16 protein-coding genes and 5 tRNA genes are annotated in these 22,725 nt (G+C 47.7%); all 21 read left to right on the top strand.

All coding sequences use genetic code 11. The features are described from left to right. Positions 1 to 37 precede the first annotated feature (37 nt). The 21 genes from lysS to F4Z13_02710 all read left to right on the top strand — a co-directional run bounded on the left by lysS (position 38) and on the right by F4Z13_02710 (position 22,696). Positions 38 to 1,498 (top strand): lysine--tRNA ligase, encoded by a 1,461-nt coding sequence (gene lysS / locus F4Z13_02810; GenBank protein MXZ48172.1) that lies wholly within the window; start codon positions 38 to 40, stop codon positions 1,496 to 1,498. Position 1,499: 1 nt separating this feature from the next. Next, positions 1,500 to 2,795: an FtsX-like permease family protein gene (locus F4Z13_02805; GenBank protein MXZ48171.1), complete on the top strand. Its 1,296-nt coding sequence runs from the start codon at positions 1,500 to 1,502 to the stop codon at positions 2,793 to 2,795. Continuing rightward, positions 2,788 to 3,471, top strand: a complete 684-nt coding sequence (locus F4Z13_02800; GenBank protein MXZ48170.1) for an ABC transporter ATP-binding protein — start codon at positions 2,788 to 2,790, stop codon at positions 3,469 to 3,471. The genes F4Z13_02805 and F4Z13_02800 overlap by 8 nt, the downstream gene beginning before the upstream one ends. Beyond that, positions 3,461 to 5,785: an outer membrane protein assembly factor BamA gene (gene bamA, locus F4Z13_02795; GenBank protein MXZ48169.1), complete on the top strand. Its 2,325-nt coding sequence runs from the start codon at positions 3,461 to 3,463 to the stop codon at positions 5,783 to 5,785. Before F4Z13_02800 ends, bamA begins: the two co-directional genes overlap by 11 nt. Before the next feature lie 36 nt (positions 5,786 to 5,821). Continuing rightward, on the top strand, positions 5,822 to 6,331 hold the full coding sequence (locus F4Z13_02790) for an OmpH family outer membrane protein (GenBank protein ID MXZ48168.1): 510 nt from the start codon (positions 5,822 to 5,824) through the stop codon (positions 6,329 to 6,331). Then, the gene (gene fabZ / locus F4Z13_02785) at positions 6,331 to 6,771 is read left to right on the top strand and encodes a 3-hydroxyacyl-ACP dehydratase FabZ (GenBank protein MXZ48167.1); all 441 of its coding nucleotides are present in this window, start codon (positions 6,331 to 6,333) and stop codon (positions 6,769 to 6,771) included. Before F4Z13_02790 ends, fabZ begins: the two co-directional genes overlap by 1 nt. 177 nt (positions 6,772 to 6,948) lie before the next feature. Continuing rightward, a tRNA-Thr gene (locus tag F4Z13_02780) sits at positions 6,949 to 7,020 on the top strand. A gap of 20 nt (positions 7,021 to 7,040) precedes the next feature. Beyond that, positions 7,041 to 7,123, top strand: a tRNA-Tyr gene (locus F4Z13_02775). Between the two features lie 10 nt (positions 7,124 to 7,133). Beyond that, a tRNA-Gly gene (locus F4Z13_02770) sits at positions 7,134 to 7,207 on the top strand. Positions 7,208 to 7,220: 13 nt separating this feature from the next. After that, positions 7,221 to 7,293, top strand: a tRNA-Thr gene (locus F4Z13_02765). 51 nt (positions 7,294 to 7,344) lie between these two features. After that, positions 7,345 to 8,529 (top strand): elongation factor Tu, encoded by a 1,185-nt coding sequence (gene tuf / locus F4Z13_02760; GenBank protein MXZ48166.1) that lies wholly within the window; start codon positions 7,345 to 7,347, stop codon positions 8,527 to 8,529. A gap of 17 nt (positions 8,530 to 8,546) precedes the next feature. After that, positions 8,547 to 8,619 (top strand) — tRNA-Trp (locus F4Z13_02755). A 15-nt stretch (positions 8,620 to 8,634) separates the two neighbouring features. Further along, on the top strand, positions 8,635 to 8,838 hold the full coding sequence (gene secE / locus F4Z13_02750) for a preprotein translocase subunit SecE (protein MXZ48165.1): 204 nt from the start codon (positions 8,635 to 8,637) through the stop codon (positions 8,836 to 8,838). Positions 8,839 to 8,863: 25 nt separating this feature from the next. Then, on the top strand, positions 8,864 to 9,424 hold the full coding sequence (gene nusG / locus F4Z13_02745) for a transcription termination/antitermination factor NusG (GenBank protein MXZ48164.1): 561 nt from the start codon (positions 8,864 to 8,866) through the stop codon (positions 9,422 to 9,424). Then, positions 9,425 to 9,844, top strand: a complete 420-nt coding sequence (rplK, locus tag F4Z13_02740; protein ID MXZ48163.1) for a 50S ribosomal protein L11 — start codon at positions 9,425 to 9,427, stop codon at positions 9,842 to 9,844. 16 nt (positions 9,845 to 9,860) lie between these two features. Then, complete coding sequence (locus F4Z13_02735; GenBank protein MXZ48162.1) at positions 9,861 to 10,586, top strand: 50S ribosomal protein L1; 726 nt, start codon at positions 9,861 to 9,863, stop codon at positions 10,584 to 10,586. A 36-nt stretch (positions 10,587 to 10,622) separates the two neighbouring features. Further along, positions 10,623 to 11,144 (top strand): 50S ribosomal protein L10, encoded by a 522-nt coding sequence (locus F4Z13_02730; protein ID MXZ48161.1) that lies wholly within the window; start codon positions 10,623 to 10,625, stop codon positions 11,142 to 11,144. Between the two features lie 35 nt (positions 11,145 to 11,179). Continuing rightward, positions 11,180 to 11,563: a 50S ribosomal protein L7/L12 gene (locus F4Z13_02725; protein ID MXZ48160.1), complete on the top strand. Its 384-nt coding sequence runs from the start codon at positions 11,180 to 11,182 to the stop codon at positions 11,561 to 11,563. A gap of 53 nt (positions 11,564 to 11,616) precedes the next feature. Continuing rightward, positions 11,617 to 15,807: a DNA-directed RNA polymerase subunit beta gene (gene rpoB, locus F4Z13_02720; GenBank protein ID MXZ48159.1), complete on the top strand. Its 4,191-nt coding sequence runs from the start codon at positions 11,617 to 11,619 to the stop codon at positions 15,805 to 15,807. An 18-nt stretch (positions 15,808 to 15,825) separates the two neighbouring features. Next, positions 15,826 to 19,971, top strand: coding sequence for a DNA-directed RNA polymerase subunit beta' (gene rpoC, locus F4Z13_02715; protein ID MXZ48158.1), 4,146 nt, complete (start codon positions 15,826 to 15,828; stop codon positions 19,969 to 19,971). A gap of 40 nt (positions 19,972 to 20,011) precedes the next feature. Further along, positions 20,012 to 22,696 (top strand): valine--tRNA ligase, encoded by a 2,685-nt coding sequence (locus F4Z13_02710; protein ID MXZ48157.1) that lies wholly within the window; start codon positions 20,012 to 20,014, stop codon positions 22,694 to 22,696. Positions 22,697 to 22,725 lie beyond the last annotated feature (29 nt).

The following is a 22,725-nucleotide window of genomic DNA, read 5'->3' as shown; positions in this document are numbered from 1 at the left end:
TTCTTGCGATAGCCAACGGAAAAGAGATTCCAACGCAATGGAAGACAAGCAGTTTGAACTAAGAAAATCAAAACTAGAAGAGCTAAGGGCAATGGGCATTGACCCTTATGCAAACAGTTTTACGCCGGAGCATACCGCCGGAGAACTGCTCTCCCTGCATGCTTCGAAGTCTCCTGAAGAACTTGAACAGATGGAAGGGCTCTTCAGCTTGGCCGGAAGAATCGTTTCAAAGAGGGACTTCGGAAAAAGTGCTTTTTTTCATCTGTCGGACCGCACGGGGCGGATTCAGGGATTTATACAGAAAAACTCCATTGACGAGAAAACCTTTACGCTGTTTCGCAAGCTACTTGACGTGGGAGATTTTGCCGGTGTCCGCGGAGAGCTTTTTAAAACCAGGACCGGAGAGCTTACGGTGAGGGTCCGGGAGCTTTTTTTCCTCACAAAGGCCCTGAGGCCGCTTCCTGAAAAATGGCACGGTCTTCAGGATGTGGAGATAAGATACCGCCAGCGCTACCTGGATCTGATTGCTAACCAGAGAACCAAGGAGATTTTCAAGACAAGGTCAAAGGTGATAAACCTGATAAGAAGATTTCTTGACGAAAAAGATTTCCTTGAAGTGGAGACCCCGGTGCTTCACCCGATTGCCGGAGGCGCAACCGCAAAACCCTTTATTACTCATCATAACGCCCTTGATATGGACCTTTATCTGAGAATAGCGCCTGAGCTTTACCTGAAACGACTTGTCGTTGGGGGACTTGAGAGAGTTTATGAACTTGGAAGAACGTTCAGAAATGAGGGAGTGTCCACCAAGCACAACCCGGAATTCACCATGATTGAGTTCTATCAGGCTTACGCGACTTACGAGGACCTTATGAATCTCATAGAGGAGCTTGTCTGCTACGTGGTGGAAAATACGGTAGGAGACATGCTGGTTGAGTACGAAGATAAGAAGATAGACTGCAAGAGACCTTGGAAAAGAATTAACATTTATGAGGCCCTGCGGGAGAAATTCGGTTCCGAAATAACTGAAGATGACCAGTTTCTTTTTGCAAAAGCGGATTCCATGGGAATAAACCATAACGGGATTAAGGGGAAGGCTCTCACGGAGATTTTCGAGGCGCTTTTCGAGGATACTCTCCTTAATCCGACTTTTGTTTACGGTTTCCCGCTTGATGTCTCGCCGCTTGCCAGAAAAAACGATGATGATCCTGAAGTGGTTGACAGATTCGAGCTTTACATCTACGGAAGGGAGATAGCCAACGCTTTTTCTGAACTTAACGACCCGATTGATCAGAAAAAACGGTTCACGGACCAGGTCGAGATGAAGAAAAAGGGCGAGGATGAATATCACGAAATGGATAATGATTACGTGTCGGCCCTTGAGTACGGAATGCCCCCGACGGCCGGAGCCGGTATAGGGATCGACCGTCTTGTGATGCTGCTTACCAATTCCTCTTCCATAAGAGAAGTTATTTTCTTCCCTCACCTCAGACCTTAGCATGAGTTACGAATCGTTAATCTCCCTTAGGTACCTGAAATCGGGAACTGGGCGTGGTTTCCTCTCTCTGATCGGTCTTATCTCCATTCTGGGTGTTTTTCTGGGAGTAGCCTCGCTTGACGTGGTGCTTTCGGTCATGAAGGGGTTTGAGGATGAACTCAGGGACAAGATAATAGGCGCGAGTTCCCACGTAGTCGTAATGAGCTACGAAGGAGAATTCGAGGATTTTGCGGAGGTGGAGAAGAAGCTTGAGGACTTTCCCGGTGTAACCTCGACAAGCCCCTTTATTTACAATCACGGCATGCTTGTCACTGAATACGCTGTCTCAGGTTCCGTGATAAGGGGGATAGACCCGAACAATTCAGCCTCGGTCGCTGCCGTGGCTGAAGCGGTGGGGAAGGGCAGCTTGCCGGAGACGGGCAAGGACCGTGAGCTCCTCTTTGAAGAAGGCGCCCGGATTGTTTCGGGGCTTTTACATAAGACTGCTTCCGGGCACCCTCCGATCATCATAGGCAGGGAGCTTTCCAACCTGATTGGCGCGACAACCGGGGATACCGTCAATCTTGTCTCTCCTTACGGAAAGATCGGTCCTTTCGGCCCGACTGCCAAGATAAGAAAATTCGGTGTAATAGGAGTTTTTGATTACGGCATGATTGAATACGATTCGTCTACCGCCTACGTGTCGCTTGGGGATGCCATGAATTTCTTTGAAACCCGAAGCAAGATAACAGGCATAGAAGTCAGGGTGGATGACATATACCAGGCGCGCGAAACGGGGAATAAGATAGCTGAAACTCTCGGCTTTCCTTTCTACGCGAAGAACTGGGAGGACTCGAACAGAAGCCTTTTCAGGGCGCTTCGGCTTGAGAGAATGGCGATAGGAATATTCCTTGGGTTTATAGTTCTTGTTGCCGCCTTGAATATAGTCAGCACGCTTACGATGCTCGTTATGGAGAAAAAAAGGGACATAGCCGTGCTCATATCCATGGGAGCTCGCAAAAGCGGCATCAGAAGGATATTTGTCTACGACGGAATGATAATAGGAACCGTCGGAACACTTCTCGGCACGCTCTTTGGATACCTGATCTGCCGCTTCCTTGAGACCAGCAATTTTATAAAGGAAGCGATTCCGTTTGATGACAACGTCTACCCTATTTCCGAATTCCCTGTTAGGATAGAGCCGGTTTATTTTCTCGTTGTAGCGGCATCAAGCCTGCTTATATGTTTTCTTGCGACTCTGTACCCGTCTTACAGGGCTTCGAGAGAAAACCCCGTGGAGTCATTGAGATATGAGTGAAATGCTGTACAAGGTCAGGGGGCTTGGAAAGGTTTTCAATAAATTGGGCAGCAGCGTGTGCGCTCTCGGCGGAGTGAATATAGATATTTCTGCCGGAGAAACCCTCGGAGTCGTGGGAGTGTCGGGTTCGGGGAAAAGCACCCTTCTTCACATACTTGGCACTCTTGAGCCCCCGACAGAAGGTTCGGTTTTCTACAGGGGGAAGGATCTTTTCAGCCAAGATGAAGAAGAGCTCTCGGTTTTCAGAAACTCGGAAATTGGATTTATTTTTCAATTTCATTACCTTCTTATGGAATTCACGGCGCTTGAAAACGTCATGATGCCGTGTCTTATAGCAAGACAGAGCCTTGCTGTGGCGAGACAAAAGGCTTGCGATGTGCTTGAGAAGGTGGGACTTTCCGAGCGTCTCAACCATCTTCCGGGAGAGCTTTCCGGGGGAGAGCAGCAGAGAGTGGCGATCGCCAGATCGATTGTCAGAGGGCCGAAGGTGATACTTGCCGACGAGCCCACGGGGAATCTTGACAAAAAAACGGGATTCTCGGTTCTTGATCTGTTCTGCAGGCTTAACGAGGATTACGGGGTTACGGTTGTAATGGTTACGCATAACGACGAATTTGCGAAGAGAATGAAAAAAACTGTTAAAATATCGGACGGGATGGTTGCCGATGCGAACTAAAAGTCTTGTATTTTTCTTGGCTGTCTTTCTTTTCATGGCGACGTTTCCAACTGCGGGTTCCATGGCGCAGAACCTCCCTGCCGAAGAAGAACTTGAAAAGTATCAGTCCTTCAAGGGCACAGTTGCCGAGGTGGTAATTTCAGGCAACCGCAGAACCGAAACCTCCCTTATAGATCTCAATATAGAGACCAAGCAGGGCGATGAATATTCCCCGCAGATCGTAAAAGAGGATCTGAAGAGAATATTCAAGCTTGATTTCTTCCAGCAGGTCCTTGTTGACGTTAAGCCAGTTGAAGATGGTCTCAGGGTTGAGTTTGTCGTTGAGGAGAACCCGGTACTCGCGGACCTTAAGCTTTCCGGAAACGACAAGCTAAAGGAAGATGACATAAAGGAAGCTGTGGCATTTAGAGAAGGACGCATCGTAAGCCTGAGGAAGATAACGGAAGGCAGGGAGATAATACTTGCCCTTGCTTCCGAGAAGGGTTTGGTTGGAACTGAGGTCGAATATGAGATCGAACCGAGGGGAGATGGAGTCGTTGATGTCGTTTACCGGATTGACGAGGGAGAAAGAAAGTACATAAAAGAAGTCGAGCTTGCCGGAAACAGCGAAATCGAGACTAAGAAGATCAGAAAAAACATGTATTCAAAGCCCAAATATATTCTCTCTTTTATAACGAAGAGGGGGCTTTTCAAAATTGAAGAGATAGAGAGGGATTCCGACAGGATAAAAGCTACTTACATTGATAACGGATATCTTGACGTAAGGGTTTCTGAACCTGGAATTCGCTACGATGAGGAAAAAGACGGCTATGTGGTGAGTTTCTCAATAGAAGAAGGGCTTCAGTACAAGGTGTCCACGATAACTTTCTCCGGGGAACTGGCCGGAGATCAGGATGAGATCCGCCCGAAGCTCGAACTCTTGCCAGACTCTGTTTTCAGCAGTTTCGTTCTTCAGTCCGACATCGGGAAAATAACCGATTTCTACGGGGACAAGGGATATGCTTTTGCTAACGCAACCCCTGATGTGCGGCTTGATAAGGGCAACAACCTTGTCAGCATCGATTACTCGATTGAGAAAGGCGAGGAAGTGTACATAAGAAACATAAATATTCTGGACAACACCAGGACTAGAGACAATGTTATAAGAAGGGAACTTTCACTTCAAGAACAAAGCCTCTACAGCGTTTCCAAGCTGAGGGCCGCCCGCTACGAGACCGCTCGTCTAGGTTACTTTGAGGATAACGTTGAGGTGCTGACTCACAGGGTTGAGGGAACGGATGATCTTATGGATGTCGACGTGAAGGTTGAAGAACGTCCTACCGGATTTTTCAGCTTCGGCGGCGGGGTGAGTTCCGTTGAGAATTTTCTTTTCTCCGGACAGATACAGGAATCCAACCTTTTCGGATACGGCAAGACACTTTCTCTGGATGCCCAGGTCGGAGGCGTAACCAAGGCATTGAGTCTTAACTACCGGGATCCGTATTTCTTTGGTACCAACTGGCTCCTGGATATCAGCTTGTATGCTCATGACAGGGATTACAGGGATTTTGAGAGGGCGGCCAAGGGTATTTCTCTGGGGGTGGGAAGAAGGATAAAGAGAAATTTCCAAGTCCGGGTCTTCCAGGAATTCTCGCAACAGGACGTGCACAATGTCCGGGGAGATGCACTGTTCGTCCTGTCCGAAACGGAGAGAACTATAGTTTCGACCGGGGTAGGGCTATCTTGGGATACAAGAAACAATTATCTCGATCCCACGAAGGGTTTTCTTCTGAGTACGGCGGTTGAGTATGCCGGACTTTTTGCGGGCAACACCGATTTTATAAAGTACAATGCCACGGCCAAATCTTGGATTCCGTTCTGGAAAGGTACATATTTCGCCGCAAAGGCGAATTATGGGCTCCTGCATCTCATAGATGCCGGCGATGATCTCGTCGTGGAGGAGAGGTTCTTTCTAGGCGGTCCGAACACACTCAGAGGCTTCCGTTACAGAAGGGTGGGTCCCAGGAGGCCTACGGACACGGGGGGCTATGTAATAATTGGTGGCGTTCAGCAGGTTCTGGCATCACTTGACTTTGTTGTTCCGTTAAGCAAAACTGTCGGGCTTAAGGCCGTAGCTTTCTTTGATATAGGTAATGCTTTTGACCAAGATGAGTTCAGCCTTAATCCTTCGAATCTTAGAAAGGATGCCGGTTTTGGTATCAGGTGGATATCTCCCCTGGGACCAATGAAGCTTGATATCGGGTTCCCGATAGGCGAAAGGCTTCGAGATGAAGAAAAGTATGAAGTACAGTTTACCATTGGAAATTTGTTCTGATCAGGCAATTTATTTCTTAAGGAGGCATTAGGTTAAATGAGAAAATGTTTGTTGCTTGCCGCTGGGTTTTTCATGTTATTCACGTTTTCTGCTTATGCTCAGCAGAAAATAGCTTACATAGACATCAAGCAGGTTATCAGGGATTCAAAGGCCGGAAAGGCCGCCAATACTTCTTTCCAGAAAGAGGTTGAAGCCAAGAGGGCCGTAATAGAGCAGAAAAGGAAAGCTCTTGAAGACATGAGACAGGACGTCATACAAAACGGAGCGGTGATGAGCGAAAGTAAAAGAAGAAACCTTGCCGAGACCATAGAGAAAAAGCAGAAGGATCTGGATAGGACAAGAGAGGACATAAGGATTGAACTTCAGAGGAAGGATCTCGAGTTGACCCAGAATGTCCTTAAGGATATAGAAGCCATAGTTAACAAAATAGGCCAGCAGGAAAAATTCGGCCTTATCGTCGAAAAAACCGAGGCGGGCATTCTCTACGGCAGCTCAGCTACAGATATAACCAACAAAGTCATATCGGTTTACGACGCTTCCAGATAATGAAGTTGGGTGTAGATGAAATAAAGGAGCTTATTCCTCACAGAGAGCCTTTTCTGTTCGTTGACTCTGTGCTGGAAATTGAAAAGGGCAGAAAGATTGCCGCCGAGAAGCTCTTTTCTCCCGAAGAATTCTTCTTCAGAGGACACTTCCCCGGCAACCCTATAGTTCCAGGAGTGATAGTTACCGAAGCGCTGGCCCAGGCCGGAGGAGTGCTCTTCAACTATTCTTTTAGGGATGAACTGAAAAAAGAAGGTTTCGAAAACGCCTATCTTATGAGCCTTGATCGTTGCCGGTTCAGAGCGCCGGTGGTTCCGGGTGACAAGGTGGTTCTCGAGGTGGAACTCGTTAGAAGAAGATCTAGAATAATATTCTTTTCCGCAAAAGCTTCCGTGGACGGGAAAAAAGTGGCGGAGGCGGAAATTTCCGCTTACCTGGTATGATTTCCGGTCGGGTTTTTCAGCCCGGGGATTCCCGTTACTTTTTAATTATCTTTTCACTTGTTGATTATTGACATTTCCGTTTATAGCAATATTATACATTGTTTACTGTAAAAGGGGTTGTTTTACCCAATTCCAAGTTGGTCAGGCAAGTGAATCCAGAATTCATAAAAATAAAAAGCTGGCGTAGCTCAGGGGTAGAGCAGCTGATTTGTAATCAGCCGGTCGGGGGTTCGAATCCCTTCGCCAGCTCTCTGTTCGATGAATATACCGGGGAGGTGGCTGAGTGGACAAAAGCAGCAGACTGTAAATCTGCCGGCGAAAGCCTACGTAGGTTCGAATCCTGCCCTCCCCAGAAATTTCGTGCGGGAGTAGCTCAGTTGGCTAGAGCATCAGCCTTCCAAGCTGAGGGTCGCGGGTTCGAGCCCCGTCTCCCGCTCGTTTTTAGGGACGCCCACGTAGCTCAGTCGGTAGAGCACGTCCTTGGTAAGGACGAGGTCGGCGGTTCAAGTCCGCTCGTGGGCTTGATGCTTAGCGGTTTGAAAAATATTAGAAAAAGTCGGAGGTCAACGAGAGATGTCTAAGGCGAAGTTTGAGAGGGGGAAGCCGCATTTAAACATAGGTACGATAGGCCATGTGGATCATGGCAAGACTACTTTAACGGCGGCGATAACGAGCATACTGTCAAAGCGAGGGCAGGCGGAGTACGTGGAGTTTGACAACATAGACAAGGCGCCGGAAGAGAGGGAGAGGGGGATAACGATAAACATAGCGCACGTTGAGTATGAAACAGACATCAGGCACTACGCGCACGTTGACTGTCCCGGGCACGCTGACTACGTGAAGAACATGATAACGGGGGCTGCGCAGATGGACGGCGCTGTGTTGGTGGTGAGTGCACCTGACGGGCCGATGCCACAGACAAGGGAGCACATACTGCTTGCAAGGCAGGTGGGAGTGCCGTACATAGTGGTGGCGCTTAACAAGGTGGACATGCTTGATGACGAGGAGCTGCTTGAGCTTGTGGAGTTAGAGATAAGGGAGCTTCTGAGCGAGTACGGGTTTCCTGGGGATGACATACCGGTGGTTAAGGTAAGCGCTCTTAAGGCGATAGAGGGGGATGAGGGTGCGGCAGAGCAGGTAGTGGAGTTAATGAACCAGATAGACAGTTATGTACCGGAGCCCGAGAGGGACATGGACAAGCCGTTTTTGATGGCGATAGAGGATGTGTTCACGATATCTGGAAGGGGCACGGTGGTAACTGGGAGAGTGGAGAGGGGGAGGATAGTAGCGGGGAACGAGATAGAGATAGTAGGGTTTAAAGAGACGACGAAGACAGTGGCTACGAGTTTGGAGATGTTCCGCAAGATACTTGACGATGCGCAGGCAGGGGACAACGTGGGAGTGCTGCTCAGGGGGACGGGGAAGGAAGAAGTGGAGAGGGGGCAGGTGTTGAGTGCTCCGGGGAGCATAAAGCCTCACAGGAAGTTCAAGGCGGAGGTGTATGTGTTAAAGAAAGAGGAGGGAGGAAGGCACACGCCGTTTTTCCCTGGGTACAGGCCGCAGTTTTATTTAAGGACAACGGACGTGACGGGGGCAGTGATATTGCCAGAGGGGGTGGAGATGGTGATGCCTGGGGACAATGTGGGCATGGAAGTGGAGTTGATAGCACCGGTGGCGATGGAGGAGCAGTTGCGTTTTGCGATAAGAGAGGGTGGAAGAACAGTTGGGGCAGGCGTAGTAACAGAAATCATTGAGTGATGAGTAATAGACTCTACAGGGCAGTAGCTCAATTGGTAGAGCAGCGGTCTCCAAAACCGCAGGTTGGGGGTTCGAGACCCTCCTGCCCTGCAGGAAAACCAAGTCATGGAAAAATTTGACAGGATCAAAGTTGATACGACCAGGTATCTCAGCGGTGTTGCTACAGAACTGAAAAGAATAACCTGGCCCGAGCGTAAAGATACGGTTAAATCAACCTTAGTGGTTGTTATTATTACCGCGTTTTTTGCACTCTTTTTTATGCTGGCCGATTACGTGTTCTCTTTTCTGTTTGGTCTTATACTGAGTTAAAGAGCGAATCGGGAGCAGTTTTCGAATGCCGAGCAAGTGGTATATAGTGCATGTAAATACCGGTTTTGAGGAACGGGTTAAAACCCAGATAGAAAACGGGATGGAGAGCATGAACAATGAAAACCTTGCCATTGACGAGGTTTTTATTCCTACTGAGACAGTAGTTGAAACACAGAAAGGCGGGAGGAAGAGAACATCTATTAGGAAATTCTTTCCCGGATATATAATGCTTAAAATGGAACTTAACAAGGAAACCCTGGATTTCGTACGGGAGATACCGAAAGTGATAAGTTTCGTGGGAGGTCGCCCGGTTGATGGAAAGATAAATATTGATTCCATCCCCGAAGTTGACGAAGAAAAAGTTAACGAGATAAAAACAAGGGCAAAAGAGGGCACGCTCAAGCCCAAGCCGAGCGTCGCTTTTGAAAAAGGAGAACCCATAAGAGTTATAGAAGGTCCTTTTGCTAATTTTTCCGGAATTATAGAAGATGTAAAACCCGAAAAAGCCAGGGTGCAGGTACTGGTCAGCATTTTTGGCAGGACCACACCCATAGAGCTCGATTTTAATCAGGTGGAGAAAATCTAGATGAAGAAAATAAGCGGTTACATAAAGTTGCTGATTGAGGCGGGAAAGGCATCCCCTTCGCCTCCGGTAGGTCCCGCGCTCGGACAAAGAGGCGTGAACATAATGGAATTCTGCAAAGCCTTTAATGCCCAGACGTCTTCTTCCGAAGGGCTTCTTCCAGTTACGGTGACCGTTTACGCGGACAGGTCTTTTGATCTTCAGATAAAAACTCCCCCTACTTCTTACCTGCTGAAAAAAGCTGCGGGCCTTGAAAAAGGTTCAGGATCCACTCCGAGGACCAAAGCCGGCAAGATTACGGAGGAACAGGCAAGGGAGATAGCGCAAAGAAAGCTCGAGGATCTCAATACTGATGAAATTGATGCGGCTTTGATGGTTGTGCGTGGTACCGCGAGAAGCATGGGAATTGATATAGAAGGATAGAGTTTGGAGAGACTTCATGACCACCAGAGGAAAAAAATATATTGACGTAAGCACCAAAGTAGATTCCCGCAAAGAGTATACGGTTGATGAGGCCATGGAGCTTGTGGCTCAGGCCCACTATGCGAAATTTGACGAAACGGTGGATATAGCCGTAAATCTTGGCATAGACCCCAGACATGCGAACCAGCAGATTCGTTCCGCACTCGTGTTGCCTCACGGTCTTGGGAAAAAAATGACGGTCCTCGTGTTTGCAACGGATGATAAGGCAGTCGAGGCAAAAGATGCCGGGGCCGATTATGTGGGTCTTGACGATATCGTGGAAAAAATTTCTAAGGAGAACTGGCTTGATTTTGACGTGGCTATAGCCACTCCTGACGTGATGTCAAAGGTTGGAAGACTGGGAAAAGTGCTGGGGCCAAGAGGACTGATGCCGAGTCCTAAGGTAGGTACTGTAACTTCGGACGTCGCTAACATGGTCAAGGAATCAAAGGCCGGTCGTGTTGAAATCAGAAATGACAAAAGCGGGGTTATACACGCTCCTGTTGGAAAAGTCTCTTTCGGAAAAGAGAACCTGAAAGAAAACTTCCTCGCCTTTATGGGTTTTCTGATCAAAGAGAAACCTGTTGCTTCTAAGGGTATTTTTCTGAAGAGAGTTTCGGTGTCGGCGACCATGGGTCCCGGTATCGGAGTTAGTGTGCCGGATATTAGGAATGAACTTAAAAGTATGGGAATTGCGGCGTAAGCGTAACGCGAAACTAGATACGAGAAGAGAGAGACTATGCTCAGTAAAGCCGAAAAGCAGAAAGTAATTGACGACTTGGCATCCAGATTCCATTCCGTTTCCTCGGTGTTTGTTGTTGAATACCAAGGACTTAAGGTGAAGGAGATGGATGTCCTGAGGAAAAAACTCAGGCAGACCAATACGGAGTTCAGGGTTGTAAAGAACACCCTTCTGGAGAAAGCTTCACTAGGAACGGACATAGAAAAAATGAAAGATCTTTTTTCGGGTCCCACAGCGATTGCTATCTGTGACGGAGAGTCTTCCGCGGCAGCGAAGGTTTTTGTTGATTACGGCGAAGATTTCCCGGAAATCAAGATAAAGGGCGGTATATTCGAAGGAGAAGTAGTAGATGTATCCAGAATAGAGCAGATAGCAAAGCTTCCGTCAAGACAGGAGCTTATCTCCGAGTTTGTAGGCCTGCTTAGTGCTCCGATGGGCAACCTTGTGGGAGTCTTGGAGCAGGCACGCTCAAATATTGTCAATGTGTTAGAAGGTTTAAAAGAAAAGAAAACTAAATAAAAAGCTGTAGAACTGTTTTATCAAGGAGGAATAAAATGCCCGATATTAGTAGAACAGACGTTGTCACCTATCTTGAACAAGCTAGCATGCTTGAGATCTCCGAACTGATAGAGGAAATAAAGGAAAAGTTCGGTGTTCAGGCCGCTGCGCCACAAGTCGCTGTTGCCACTGCTGCCGGTGCCGAAGCCGCTCCTGCGGCCGAAGAGAAAACTGAGTTTAGTGTAATTCTCAGTTCTTTCGGAGACAAGAAAATACAGGTCATAAAAGCAGTAAGGGAAATTGCGGGTCTTGGACTCAAGGAATCCAAGGAGCTTGTTGAAGGAGCTCCCAAACCTGTAAAAGAGGGAGTTAGCAAGGATGAGGCTGCAGACATCAAGAAAAAGCTTGAAGACGCCGGGGCAACCGTTGAAGTTAACTGACCATAATTTTCTTCGGTTATTTTCACTTAAATTAAAAAACGAGGGGGTGCGCGTTGACCATAGAGAATATAGAGTCTCAGGAATTAAGGAAAGATTTTTCGAAGATCCCCCAGGTTCTGGATATCCCCCACCTGCTTGATGTACAGATAAAATCGTACGAAGATTTTCTGCAGGCCGATGTTCCTCCAGATGAGCGTTCGGACACCGGCCTTCATGGAGCCTTCAAGGCTGTTTTTCCTCTTGAGGATTATAATGGCAAGGCTTCTTTGGAATATCTCAGCTACAGGCTGGACGAACCCAAGTATGATTTCGCCGAATGCAGGCTTAAGGGCTATACCTACACTGCTCCTCTTTATGTAACTTTCCGTCTTATAATTTGGGACATTCCTGAAGGTGAAAAAGGACAGAAAGATACCGAGAGACAGTTCCGCGACATTAAAGAGCAAGAGATATACTTTGGGGAAGTACAGCTTATGACCCCCAGCGGTTCTTTTATAGTAAACGGAACCGAAAGAGTAATCGTAAACCAGCTCCACAGATCTCCCGGAGTGTTTTTTGATCGGGACAAAAGCAAGAACCAGCTGTCCGGAAAGGAAGGATCTTTTATAGCGAGAATCGTTCCTCAAAACGGTCGCTGGCTTGATTTTGAATATGATCTGAAAGACATGCTCCATGTGCGCATAGACAGAAAGAAAAAATTCCACGTCACCGTTCTTCTCAAGGCCATGGGTTATGATGAGCAGCAGATAATGGATTTTTTCTATCCCGTGGAGACTTTCCATATAGAACCGGAAGAACTTCGAAAAGAAGTAACCGCGGAAGTTTTCGAGGTGGGAGCGGAGGGTTTTAAGAAAGAAAAGACCACCGAAATAATTTCCTATCAGAAAGTGACTGTGGATATAAACCATCCGGAAACAGGTGACCTTATAGGTAGAAAGGGAAGAAGGCTGAAAAATCTTCTTTCAAGATTCGAAGAAGTTGGCATGAGTTCCATACCTGTTTCAGATGAAGAGATAATGGAAAAACCCTCGGCCGAAGTGGTCTCCGACCCCGAAACTGGGGAAGTAATACTAGATTTCAATGAGGAAATAACGGAAGAGAAACTCGACGAACTCCGCAGAGTCGGTAAAAAAACCCTCAGAGTCTACTACATAGACAAGACCCTGTTCGTGAGTTCTCTTCGGACCACACTTCTTTCCGATAAGGTGGATTCATGTGAGGAAGCCATAACGGAGATATACAAGAAATTCAGGCCGACGGACCCTCCTTCCGATGAAGTCGCGCGGACTTTCTTTGAAAACATGTTCTTCACCCAGGATGCATACAGACTCTCGAAAGTGGGTCGGATCAAAATCAACTATAAGCTCAAGAGGAAGGGCGTGAGCGATGATCATCTTACTTTGGACAGAGAAGATATCCTTCTGACCGTGAAATACCTGCTTGATTTGAAAGGTGGCAGGGGATCTACCGACGACATAGACCATCTCGGCAACCGAAGGGTAAGAACCGTTGGGGAACTTATAGAGGACCGTTTTTATCACGGCCTTGAGAGGCTTGCACGGTTTGTGAAGGAAAAAATGGGATACCAGACCATAGAAAACCTCATGCCTAATGAAGTACTGGTTCCGAAAACCGTTACATCGGTTCTCAAGGAGTTTTTCACCACGGGTCAGCTTTCCCAGTTCATGGATCAGACCAACCCTCTGTCGGAAATAACTCATAAAAGAAGGCTGAGCGCACTTGGTCCGGGCGGTCTTACCAGAGAGAGGGCGGGGTTCGAGGTAAGAGATGTTCACTCTTCCCATTATGGGAGAATATGTCCTATAGAAACTCCGGAAGGTCCTAATATCGGACTTATATCCAGCTTGAGCACTTATGCGAAGATAGATGAATCCGGATTTATCCGGACTCCTTACAGGAAAGTGAAGGACGGGCGTGTTACGGACGAAATAATTTATATGAATGCGCTTATGGAAGAGGATTACATTGTAGCTCAGGCAAACGCCCCCCTTGAAGAGGACGGGTCTTTCAAACTACCTTTTGTCTCCGCCAGGGGAAATGGCGAATTTATGATGGTTGAGAGGGAGGAGGTTGAGTTTATGGACGTGTCCCCTTCGCAGCTTGTTTCGGTTTCGGCTTCTCTTATTCCCTTTCTTGAGCATGATGACGCGAACAGGGCCCTTATGGGTTCTAATATGCAGCGCCAGGCCGTGCCACTCATAAAGAGTGCCTCGCCGCTTGTGGGGACAGGTTTTGAAAGCAAGGTGGCCAAGGACTCCGGGGTTACGGTCGTCGCACGCAGAGATGGCGTAGTGGAGTCCGTAGATGCGGTTAGGATTGTGGTTAAATCCACGGAAAGAAGTCGCGAAGGTGGGGTGGATATCTACAACTTGATAAAGTTCCACCGCTCAAACCAGAGTTCCTGCTGGAATCAGACGCCTATAGTTTGCCAAGGGCAGCGGGTGAGGAAAGGACAGGTAATAGCGGATGGGTGTTCGACGGACCGTGGCGAACTGGCGCTCGGACAGAATATGGTTGTCGCCTTTATGCCATGGGGAGGATACAACTTTGAAGACGCAATCTTGATATCCGAGAGGGTTGTAAAGGACGATGCATTCACCTCAATTCATATTGAGGAGTTTGAGTGTACGGCAAGGGAGACGAAACTCGGAAGAGAAGATATAACCAGAGATATACCTAATGTGTCCGAAGAGTCCCTTAGGTATCTGGATGAAAGCGGAATAATAATGATAGGTGCCGAGGTTGAGCCTGGAGACATACTGGTTGGAAAAATTTCTCCAAAAGCCGAAACTCAGCTTTCTCCGGAAGAGAGGCTCTTAAGGGCGATCTTCGGAGATAAGGCCGGGGATGTCAAGGATTCCTCCCTCAAGGTTTCTTCCGGGGTATACGGTACCGTGATAGATGTTGAAACTCTTGTGTCCCGCTCCGTGGATAAGGACGAGAGAAGTAAAGACATTGAGAACCAAGAAATCTCAAAATTGATGGAAGAGAAAGAGAACGAGGTAAGTATTCTCAGGCGGGATGCGGTTGACAGAGTAAAGCATATTGTTCTCGGCAAAACTTCGCTTTCCAAAATAACGGTTAACAGAAAAACCATTCTTAAAAGCGGACAGGAAATTACTGAAGAGATTCTTGATGCTATTCCCTTAGAAAAGCTTGTTGATGTTAGGATAAAGAACCTTCCCGAAGCGGGTGAAGAACTGACTGGAATAATTGGCAGAGTTCTCAAACGCATTGATTACGTGACCGCTACTTATGAGCAGCGCATAGAAAAATTGAAAAAGCCCGATGAGTTGCCTCCCGGGGTTCTGAGAGTGGTTAAGGTCCGCATTGCGGTTAAAAGGAAGCTTCAGGTTGGTGACAAAATGGCGGGACGGCATGGCAACAAGGGTGTCGTATCGAAAATACTTCCGCAGGAAGATATGCCTTATCTCTCCGACGGGAGGCCGGTTGACATGGTTCTTAACCCGCTCGGCGTGCCTTCAAGGATGAACGTTGGCCAGATACTGGAGACCCATCTGGGGTGGGGCGGCAGAGAACTGGGAAGGCAGCTTAATGAGTATATCGAACAGGAATTTAGCGACGAAGCCCTAAGAAAGAAGCTTCTGGAAATATACTCGGATTCTTCGCAGACACGGGAGCTTGTAGAGTCGCTGGACAGAGAGGGTCTTGTAAAGTTGGTAAGAGAGCTTGAAGACGGAGTGCCGGTAAAATCCCCGGTCTTTGACGGTGCCCACGAGACTGAAATTGCGCGTATCCAGGAGCTTGCCGGCATCGACGAAGATGGAAAGACTATTCTTTTTGATGGTCAGACCGGTGAACCTTTTGATCAGAAAGTGTGCGTTGGGATAATGTACATGTTAAAGCTCCATCACCTTGTTGAAGAGAAAATTCATGCGAGGGCAATCGGGCCTTATTCCCTAGTAACGCAGCAGCCCCTTGGCGGGAAGGCCCACTTCGGTGGACAGAGACTTGGAGAAATGGAGGTCTGGGCGCTTGAAGCCTACGGGGCCGCCTACACCCTTCAGGAATTTGTCACCATAAAATCAGACGACGTAGCGGGACGGACGAGAATATTCGACTCGATCGTAAGAGGTGATATGAATTTTGAACCAGGTCTCCCTGAATCTTTCAAAGTGTTGCGCAAGGAACTGCAGGCGTTGGGACTTGATGTGGATCTTATTGAAGAGGAAGTGGAAATTGAACCGCTTCCGAAATATTAATTTGGAGGGAATCATACCATGGATATAGACACGCTTTTTGAAAAGCCGAAAAACCCTTCTGATTACTCGACCATAAAAATTTCCATAGCTTCTCCGGAAAAAATCAGGTCATGGTCAAACGGAGAAATAAAAAAACCTGAAACTATAAACTACAGGACATTCAAACCCGAGAGAAACGGTCTTTTCTGTGCCAAAATATTCGGGCCCGTGAAAGATTACGAATGCACCTGCGGAAAATACAAAAGACTTAAGCACAGAGGAGTAACTTGTGAGAAATGCGGCGTGGAAGTAATTTCCTCTAAAGTAAGAAGGGAGAGAATGGGTCATATAGAACTCGCTTCTCCCGTTGCACACATATGGCTTCTTCGCAGCATTCCCAGCAGAATAGGAATGCTCCTTGACATGACTTTGAAAGACTTGGAGAGAGTGCTTTATTTCGAGGCTTACATAGTTATGGATCCGGGAATTTCCGACCTCAAGTTTGCCCAGGTAATAACCGAAGATGAGTACAGAGCCGAGCGCGAGCGCTTCGGTTCCGAATTTGTCGTCGGCATGGGGGCCGAGTCGGTACGAGAAATGCTGAAAACCATAGATTTAAACGAGCTTTCTCAGGAACTCAGGACGAGTATGAAAGAGACCAAGTCTCCAATCAAAAAAGCCCGTATTGCAAAAAGACTGAGAATATGTGAAGCGTTTCGCAAGTCCAAAAATCGTCCGGAATGGATGATCCTGACCACTATTCCTGTTCTGCCACCTGATCTCAGACCCCTTGTTCCTCTTGATGGAGGGCGGTTTGCCGCTTCTGATCTTAACGATCTCTACAGAAGAGTGATTAACAGAAACAACAGGCTGAGAAAACTCCTTGAGCTCGGTGCTCCGGACATAATAGTCAGGAATGAAAAGAGGATGCTGCAGGAGTCTGTCGACGCACTTTTGGAGAACGGGAGAAGGGGAAGACCGGTTTTGGGTCACAACCACAGACCACTTAAGAGTCTGAGTGACATAATAAAAGGTAAACAAGGCAGATTCAGACAAAACCTTCTGGGGAAAAGAGTTGATTACTCAGGTCGGTCGGTGATTACCGTAGGTCCCGATCTGCGTCTTCACCAATGCGGAATCCCCAAGCAGATGGCACTTGAACTTTTCAGGCCCTTTATTTACCAGAAGCTTGAAAGATGGGGTGAGGCGGCAACGATAAAGATAGCGAAGAAGCTGCTTGACAGCGAAGCTCCGGTGGTGTGGGACGCTCTTGACGAAGTGATAAAAGAGCATCCGGTGCTTCTTAACAGAGCCCCGACTCTTCATCGTCTTAGCATACAGGCTTTCGAACCGGTGCTTATTGAAGATAAAGCCATTCAGCTTCATCCTCTTGTATGCCCTGCCTACAACGCGGATTTTGACGGCGACCAGATGGCGGTTCATGTTCCACTCTCAATTGAGGCCCAGACCGAATGCCGCTCGCTTGTTATGTCGACGAACAATATTCTTTCTCCCGCGCACGGAAAGCCGATAATACTTCCCACTCAGGATATAGTTCTGGGGCTTTACTACCTCACAAGGGATACGGCTTCGGATAAAAGTTCCGAGCCGGGCCGTGTTTTTTCAGTGCGTGAGGTGGTTTTTGCGTATGAACTGGGGAAGATCGGTTTGCATGATAGCGTAACAGTGAGGATTGACGGGAAGAGCTATCTGACGACAGTCGGAAGAGTGTTGATGTACGAGGTTATTCCCGACGGTGTTTCCTTTGAACTTATCAACAAGCCAATGACTAAAAGGGCTATAGAAGCTCTTGTGGATGAGTGTTTCAGGAAAACCGGCGGCAAAAGCACGGTTTTGCTGGCTGACAGCCTGAGGACTCTAGGATTCAAGTATTCGACGAAGTCCGGAGCTTCTATTTCGATCACGGACATGATTATTCCTGAATCAAAGAAGGATCTGTTGGAAAATGCCCAAGAGGAAGTTATGAAAGTGCAGAACCAGTATTCCCAAGGGCTTATAACCGACGGAGAGAGGTACAACAAGGTAATAGATATCTGGGCAAAAACAAGCGATGAAGTCGCTCAGGCAATGATGAGAAAGATTTCTTCAGAGGAAGTCCAGACGGGCAAAAACACTACAGTTGCGGGACCGAGTTCGAACCCAATATATATGATGATTGATTCTGGGGCGAGAGGGAGCCAGACGCAGGTAAGGCAGCTTGCGGGTATGAGGGGGCTTATGGCGAAGCCTTCGGGAGAAATAATAGAAACTCCTATCACATCCAATTTCCGTGAGGGGTTATCGGTGCTCCAGTATTTTATTTCTACCCATGGTGCGAGGAAGGGGCTTGCGGATACGGCACTAAAAACAGCAAATGCCGGTTACCTGACGCGAAGGCTGATTGATGCCGCTCAGGACGTAATGATTACCGAACTTGACTGCGCCACCATAGAGGGAATTAAAGTCAGTGATCTGGTGGAAGGTGGAGAAATAATTGAAAAAGTAGGGGAGAGGGTGCTTGGAAGGGTGGTGCTTGAAGATATAGAAGATCCCCAGACTGGAGAGGTGATTGTTCACGCAAACGAGGAAGTTGATGAGACCGCGGTTGCTAAGATGGACGAAGCGGGCATAAGCGAGGTGAGTATCCGTTCCGTTCTTACCTGTGAAACCAGAAGCGGTGTCTGCAGACTCTGCTATGGAAGGAACCTTTCCACTGGAAAGCTTGTGAACATGGGCGAAGCCATAGGTATTGTCGCGGCCCAGTCAATCGGGGAACCCGGAACTCAGCTTACCATGAGAACGTTTCATATAGGTGGTGCCGCGAGCCAGAGAGCAGCCGAGAGCACCCTTGAGAATCAGCACGAGGGGATAGTCAGATTTAAGAACATAAAAGCCGTCAAGGGACGTGGTAACAAATTGGTTGTTATCAGCAGAAGCGGCGTCCTTTCAATTGAGGACAGCAAGGGATATGAAAGGGAAAAATATCCCGTTGTGCTCGGGGCCAGACTTAACGTGAAGGAAGGGGACAAAGTAAAGAAAGGAAAAATACTCGCTGAATGGGACCCTTACACGACCCCAATAATTTCAGAAGTTCCGGGTGCTGTAAAGTTCAGGGACCTTGAAGCCGGAGTTACGTACAAGGAACAGGTCGATGAAGTCACGGGTGTTCTCATGAGGGTGGTGGTTGAGACCAAGGATCTGGAAATGCATCCCACTCTGGATGTCGAGGTGAGAACAGAGGATTTGGAATCTCTGGAAATCGATTCCTTGCCGAAAGATAAGAAGGTGCCTTACTCGCTTCCTGTAGGCGCTATAATAGAAGTCGGCGACAAAGATAGCATAGAGGCGGGGGATGTGCTTGCCAAGATTCCGAGAGCGACCTCGAAGACAAAAGACATTACCGGAGGTCTTCCCAGAGTTGCCGAGCTTTTTGAAGCCAGAGTGCCCAAAGATCCGGCCGTTGTAAGCGAAATCGACGGACTTATATCTTACGGAAAAGATCTAAAGGGGAAGAAGAGGGTTGTGGTAACTCCAGAGATGGGAGAGCCTAAAGAATATACTGTTCCCAGGGGAAAACATATCTTGGTCAGGGAAGGGGAATTCGTCTCTTCCGGTGACCAGCTTGTCGACGGTGCGGTTAATCCCCATGACATTCTGAATATCATGGGAGAAAAAGAACTCGCCAACTACATGGTTAACGAAATTCAGGAAGTCTACAGACTTCAGGGTGTGAAGATTAACGACAAGCATATCGAGGTTATAGTCAAGCAGATGCTAAAAAGGGTGAAGATAAAAGACCCAGGTGACACCACCATGCTTGTCGGCGAGGCTATAGAGAAAAATGTTTTCTTTGAAGAAAATGAGAAGGTCGTCGAAGAAGGCGGAACCCCGGCAGCGGCCGAGCCGCTTCTTCTGGGTATAACCCGCGCCTCGCTTAGCACTCGCAGCTGGCTTTCCGCCGCATCTTTTCAGGAAACCACTAGGGTTCTTACCGAGGCCTCCTGCGAGGGTAGGGAGGACGATCTCAGAGGACTCAAGGAAAACGTTATCGTGGGCAGGTTGATTCCGGCTGGCACCGGCCTTCCCATGTACAGGGATATAAGCATAGAGACCGAGGCACCGGAAATACCTGTACCCGTACCGGAAGTCGAAGAGAAAAGCGAAGACGTATTGCTGGAAAGCTAATATTTCCCCTGCGGTCTATTCTTTCTTTTGATCAGTAGCCATGGAGAAAAGCTACAACCCTGCCGAGGTTGAACGGAGAGTTTATGATTTCTGGATCTCATCGGGACTTCACAAATCCGAAATAAAAGACTCGGCTGAGGTTTTCTCAATTGTCATCCCCCCACCCAACGTAACGGGATCGTTGCACATAGGCCACGCTCTTAACAACACCATTCAGGACATTCTCGTCAGGTACAAGAGAATGAATAATTTCGATGTTCTCTGGGTTCCAGGGACCGACCACGCGGGTATTGCTACCCAGATGATGGTTGAAAAAGATCTTGCCTCCGAAGGACGCACGAAAAACGATTTGGGCAGGGAAAAATTCCTTGAACGAATTTGGCAATGGAAAGAGAACTCCGGCAACCGAATAACAGAACAGTTAAAAAGACTCGGAGCGCTTCCCGACTGGGAAATGGAGCGGTTCACCCTTGATGAGGGACTTTCAGAAGCGGTGAGAGAAGTTTTTGTCGATCTTTACTCTCAAGGACTTATTTACAAGGACAAAAGGCTTGTCAACTGGGATCCCAAGCTCCGTACGGCCATATCGGATCTGGAAGTGGAGCAGAGAGAGACTCAAGGGAACTACTGGTATATAAGATATCCGATAGAGGGAGATGATGGCCTGTTCGTTACTGTAGCTACAACACGTCCTGAGACCATGCTTGGAGATACTGCAGTCGCAGTTCATCCTGAAGACCCGAGATACGCCGATTTAGTGGGCAGAAATGCTGTTTTGCCTCTTGTTGGAAGGAAGATCCCGGTAATAGCTGATGAGTACAGCGACCCAGAGAAGGGTACGGGAGCCGTAAAGATAACTCCGGGACATGATTTTAACGATTTTGAAGTCGGAAAACGTAACGATCTTGATATATTAAACATTCTTGATGAGCGGGCACACGTAAGAGGTGATGTCCCCGAAAAATACCTGGGACTTGAAAGATTTGAGGCTAGAAAAGCCGTAATCCAGGACCTTGAGGAAGGGGGTTTTCTGGTAAAGGTTGAGCAAACCACCCACACGGTTCCCTACGGCGACCGCTCCGGGGTGGTCGTAGAACCTTGGTTGACTGACCAGTGGTACGTAAACACAAAAGAACTTGCCGCTGAAGCCATTTCATACGTAGAACGAGGTGAAATACGTTTTTATCCGGAGTTCTGGGAAAACACTTACTTTGAGTGGATGAGAAATATAGAGCCTTGGTGTATCTCGAGACAGCTTTGGTGGGGTCACCGAATACCCGCATGGTACGGACCTGACGGGGAAGTTTTCGTTGCCGTGAATGAGCGCGAAGCTGCCGCTTCTGCAAAGAAGCATTATGGTGAAGAGGTCAAACTCGTTAGGGATCCGGATGTGCTGGATACGTGGTTTTCTTCCGGGCTCTGGCCTTTTTCCACCCTTGGATGGCCAGCGGAGACCGAAGCGCTCAGGCATTACTATCCGACCTCGTGCCTGGTTACCGGATTTGACATTATTTTCTTCTGGGTCGCGAGAATGATAATGCTGGGACTTAAGTTCATGAAAGATGTGCCTTTCAGGGATGTTTATGTGCATGGCCTTATAAGGGACGCAAAAGGTCGCAAGATGAGCAAGACGACGGGCAATGTAATTGATCCTATCGACGTGATCGAAAAATACGGTGCCGACGCGCTTCGTTTCTCGCTCGCGGCGCTTGCTGCCCAGGGAAGGGATATAAAGCTTACCTTTCCTGTTATCGAGGGATACAGGAACTTCATGAACAAGATATGGAATGCTACCAGATTTGTGTTTATGAACCTTGAACCGGAGATGATTCACGACTCCGATCTCGAGAACTCTTGTCTAAGTGTTCCTGACCGATGGATTCTCAGCAGGCTCAACTTTACCCTCGGCGAAGTTGAAGAATTCATTGAAAACTACGAATTCGACAAGGCTTCCCAAGCCCTTTATCACTTTATATGGGATGATTACTGCGATTGGTATCTTGAAATATCCAAGTTTTCGCTTTATGGAGACGATAACGAATCTAAAAAAACCATTCTCAATGTACTCGTGCGGGTCCTGGTACGCTCCCTGAGGGCGCTCCATCCTTTTACGCCCTATATTACGGAGGAAATATTCCGAATATTCAGGGAAAAGGGAGTCGATCTTCCTAGAGGAGAGGGTCTTGATTCAAAGAGCATTCTTGAAGCCCAGTATCCAAAACCGAACGAAAGCGAGATATTTAAAGAGGAGTCGGGGCAGATTGAGCTTGTAAAAAGTGTTGTAACTGGAATAAGAAACCTGCGTGCCATTATGGGAATTCATCCCTCGGAGAAGGTCTCAATCCACCTTAATTCCGAAAGCAGCGAGGTAGGGGATGTTTTAAGGCAGAACCTTGAGATTATCCTGGGTATGGCTTCTCTTGGAGATTGCGTTGTTTGCGGAGAGGAGATTCAGGGTAAAACAGTCTCGGAAGTTGTTTCGGGGGTAGAGATAATTATGCCGGTTGAGAACCTGCTTGATCTTGAGAAGGAAATTTCCAGACTGAATAAGGATTTGGCAAAAGTTTCGCAGGAACTTAAAAAAACCGAAGGTAAACTTGCGAACAGGGATTTCATCAAACGTGCTCCCGAAGACGTTGTGGAAAAAGAAAAGGGGAAACTGGATGAATTTCAAAACCACAAGAAAAAGCTTGAAGAGATTCTCGGGAAACTCTCGGCTATATAGCCGGAACCCTTGATTTTAATACGGTCCGA

Source organism: Candidatus Dadabacteria bacterium (assembly GCA_009837205.1).
In the GTDB taxonomy this organism is placed as follows: domain Bacteria; phylum Desulfobacterota_D; class UBA1144; order Nemesobacterales; family Nemesobacteraceae; genus Nemesobacter.
Note: the sequence above shows the minus strand (reverse complement) of the source record. Positions and strands in the feature narration are given on the sequence as shown.

Excerpts from the sequence above, each read along its gene's own strand:
- secE (MXZ48165.1), top strand. The coding sequence starts at position 8,635 with ATGGAAAAATTTGACAGGATCAAAGTTGATACGACCAGGTATCTCAGC.
- bamA (MXZ48169.1), top strand. The coding sequence starts at position 3,461 with ATGCGAACTAAAAGTCTTGTATTTTTCTTGGCTGTCTTTCTTTTCATG.
- F4Z13_02725 (MXZ48160.1), top strand. The coding sequence starts at position 11,180 with ATGCCCGATATTAGTAGAACAGACGTTGTCACCTATCTTGAACAAGCT.
- tuf (MXZ48166.1), top strand. The coding sequence starts at position 7,345 with ATGTCTAAGGCGAAGTTTGAGAGGGGGAAGCCGCATTTAAACATAGGT.
- F4Z13_02730 (MXZ48161.1), top strand. The coding sequence starts at position 10,623 with ATGCTCAGTAAAGCCGAAAAGCAGAAAGTAATTGACGACTTGGCATCC.
- lysS (MXZ48172.1), top strand. The coding sequence starts at position 38 with ATGGAAGACAAGCAGTTTGAACTAAGAAAATCAAAACTAGAAGAGCTA.
- fabZ (MXZ48167.1), top strand. The coding sequence starts at position 6,331 with ATGAAGTTGGGTGTAGATGAAATAAAGGAGCTTATTCCTCACAGAGAG.
- nusG (MXZ48164.1), top strand. The coding sequence starts at position 8,864 with ATGCCGAGCAAGTGGTATATAGTGCATGTAAATACCGGTTTTGAGGAA.
- F4Z13_02710 (MXZ48157.1), top strand. The coding sequence starts at position 20,012 with ATGGAGAAAAGCTACAACCCTGCCGAGGTTGAACGGAGAGTTTATGAT.
- F4Z13_02735 (MXZ48162.1), top strand. The coding sequence starts at position 9,861 with ATGACCACCAGAGGAAAAAAATATATTGACGTAAGCACCAAAGTAGAT.
- rpoC (MXZ48158.1), top strand. The coding sequence starts at position 15,826 with ATGGATATAGACACGCTTTTTGAAAAGCCGAAAAACCCTTCTGATTAC.
- F4Z13_02805 (MXZ48171.1), top strand. The coding sequence starts at position 1,500 with ATGAGTTACGAATCGTTAATCTCCCTTAGGTACCTGAAATCGGGAACT.
- F4Z13_02800 (MXZ48170.1), top strand. The coding sequence starts at position 2,788 with ATGAGTGAAATGCTGTACAAGGTCAGGGGGCTTGGAAAGGTTTTCAAT.
- rplK (MXZ48163.1), top strand. The coding sequence starts at position 9,425 with ATGAAGAAAATAAGCGGTTACATAAAGTTGCTGATTGAGGCGGGAAAG.
- F4Z13_02790 (MXZ48168.1), top strand. The coding sequence starts at position 5,822 with ATGAGAAAATGTTTGTTGCTTGCCGCTGGGTTTTTCATGTTATTCACG.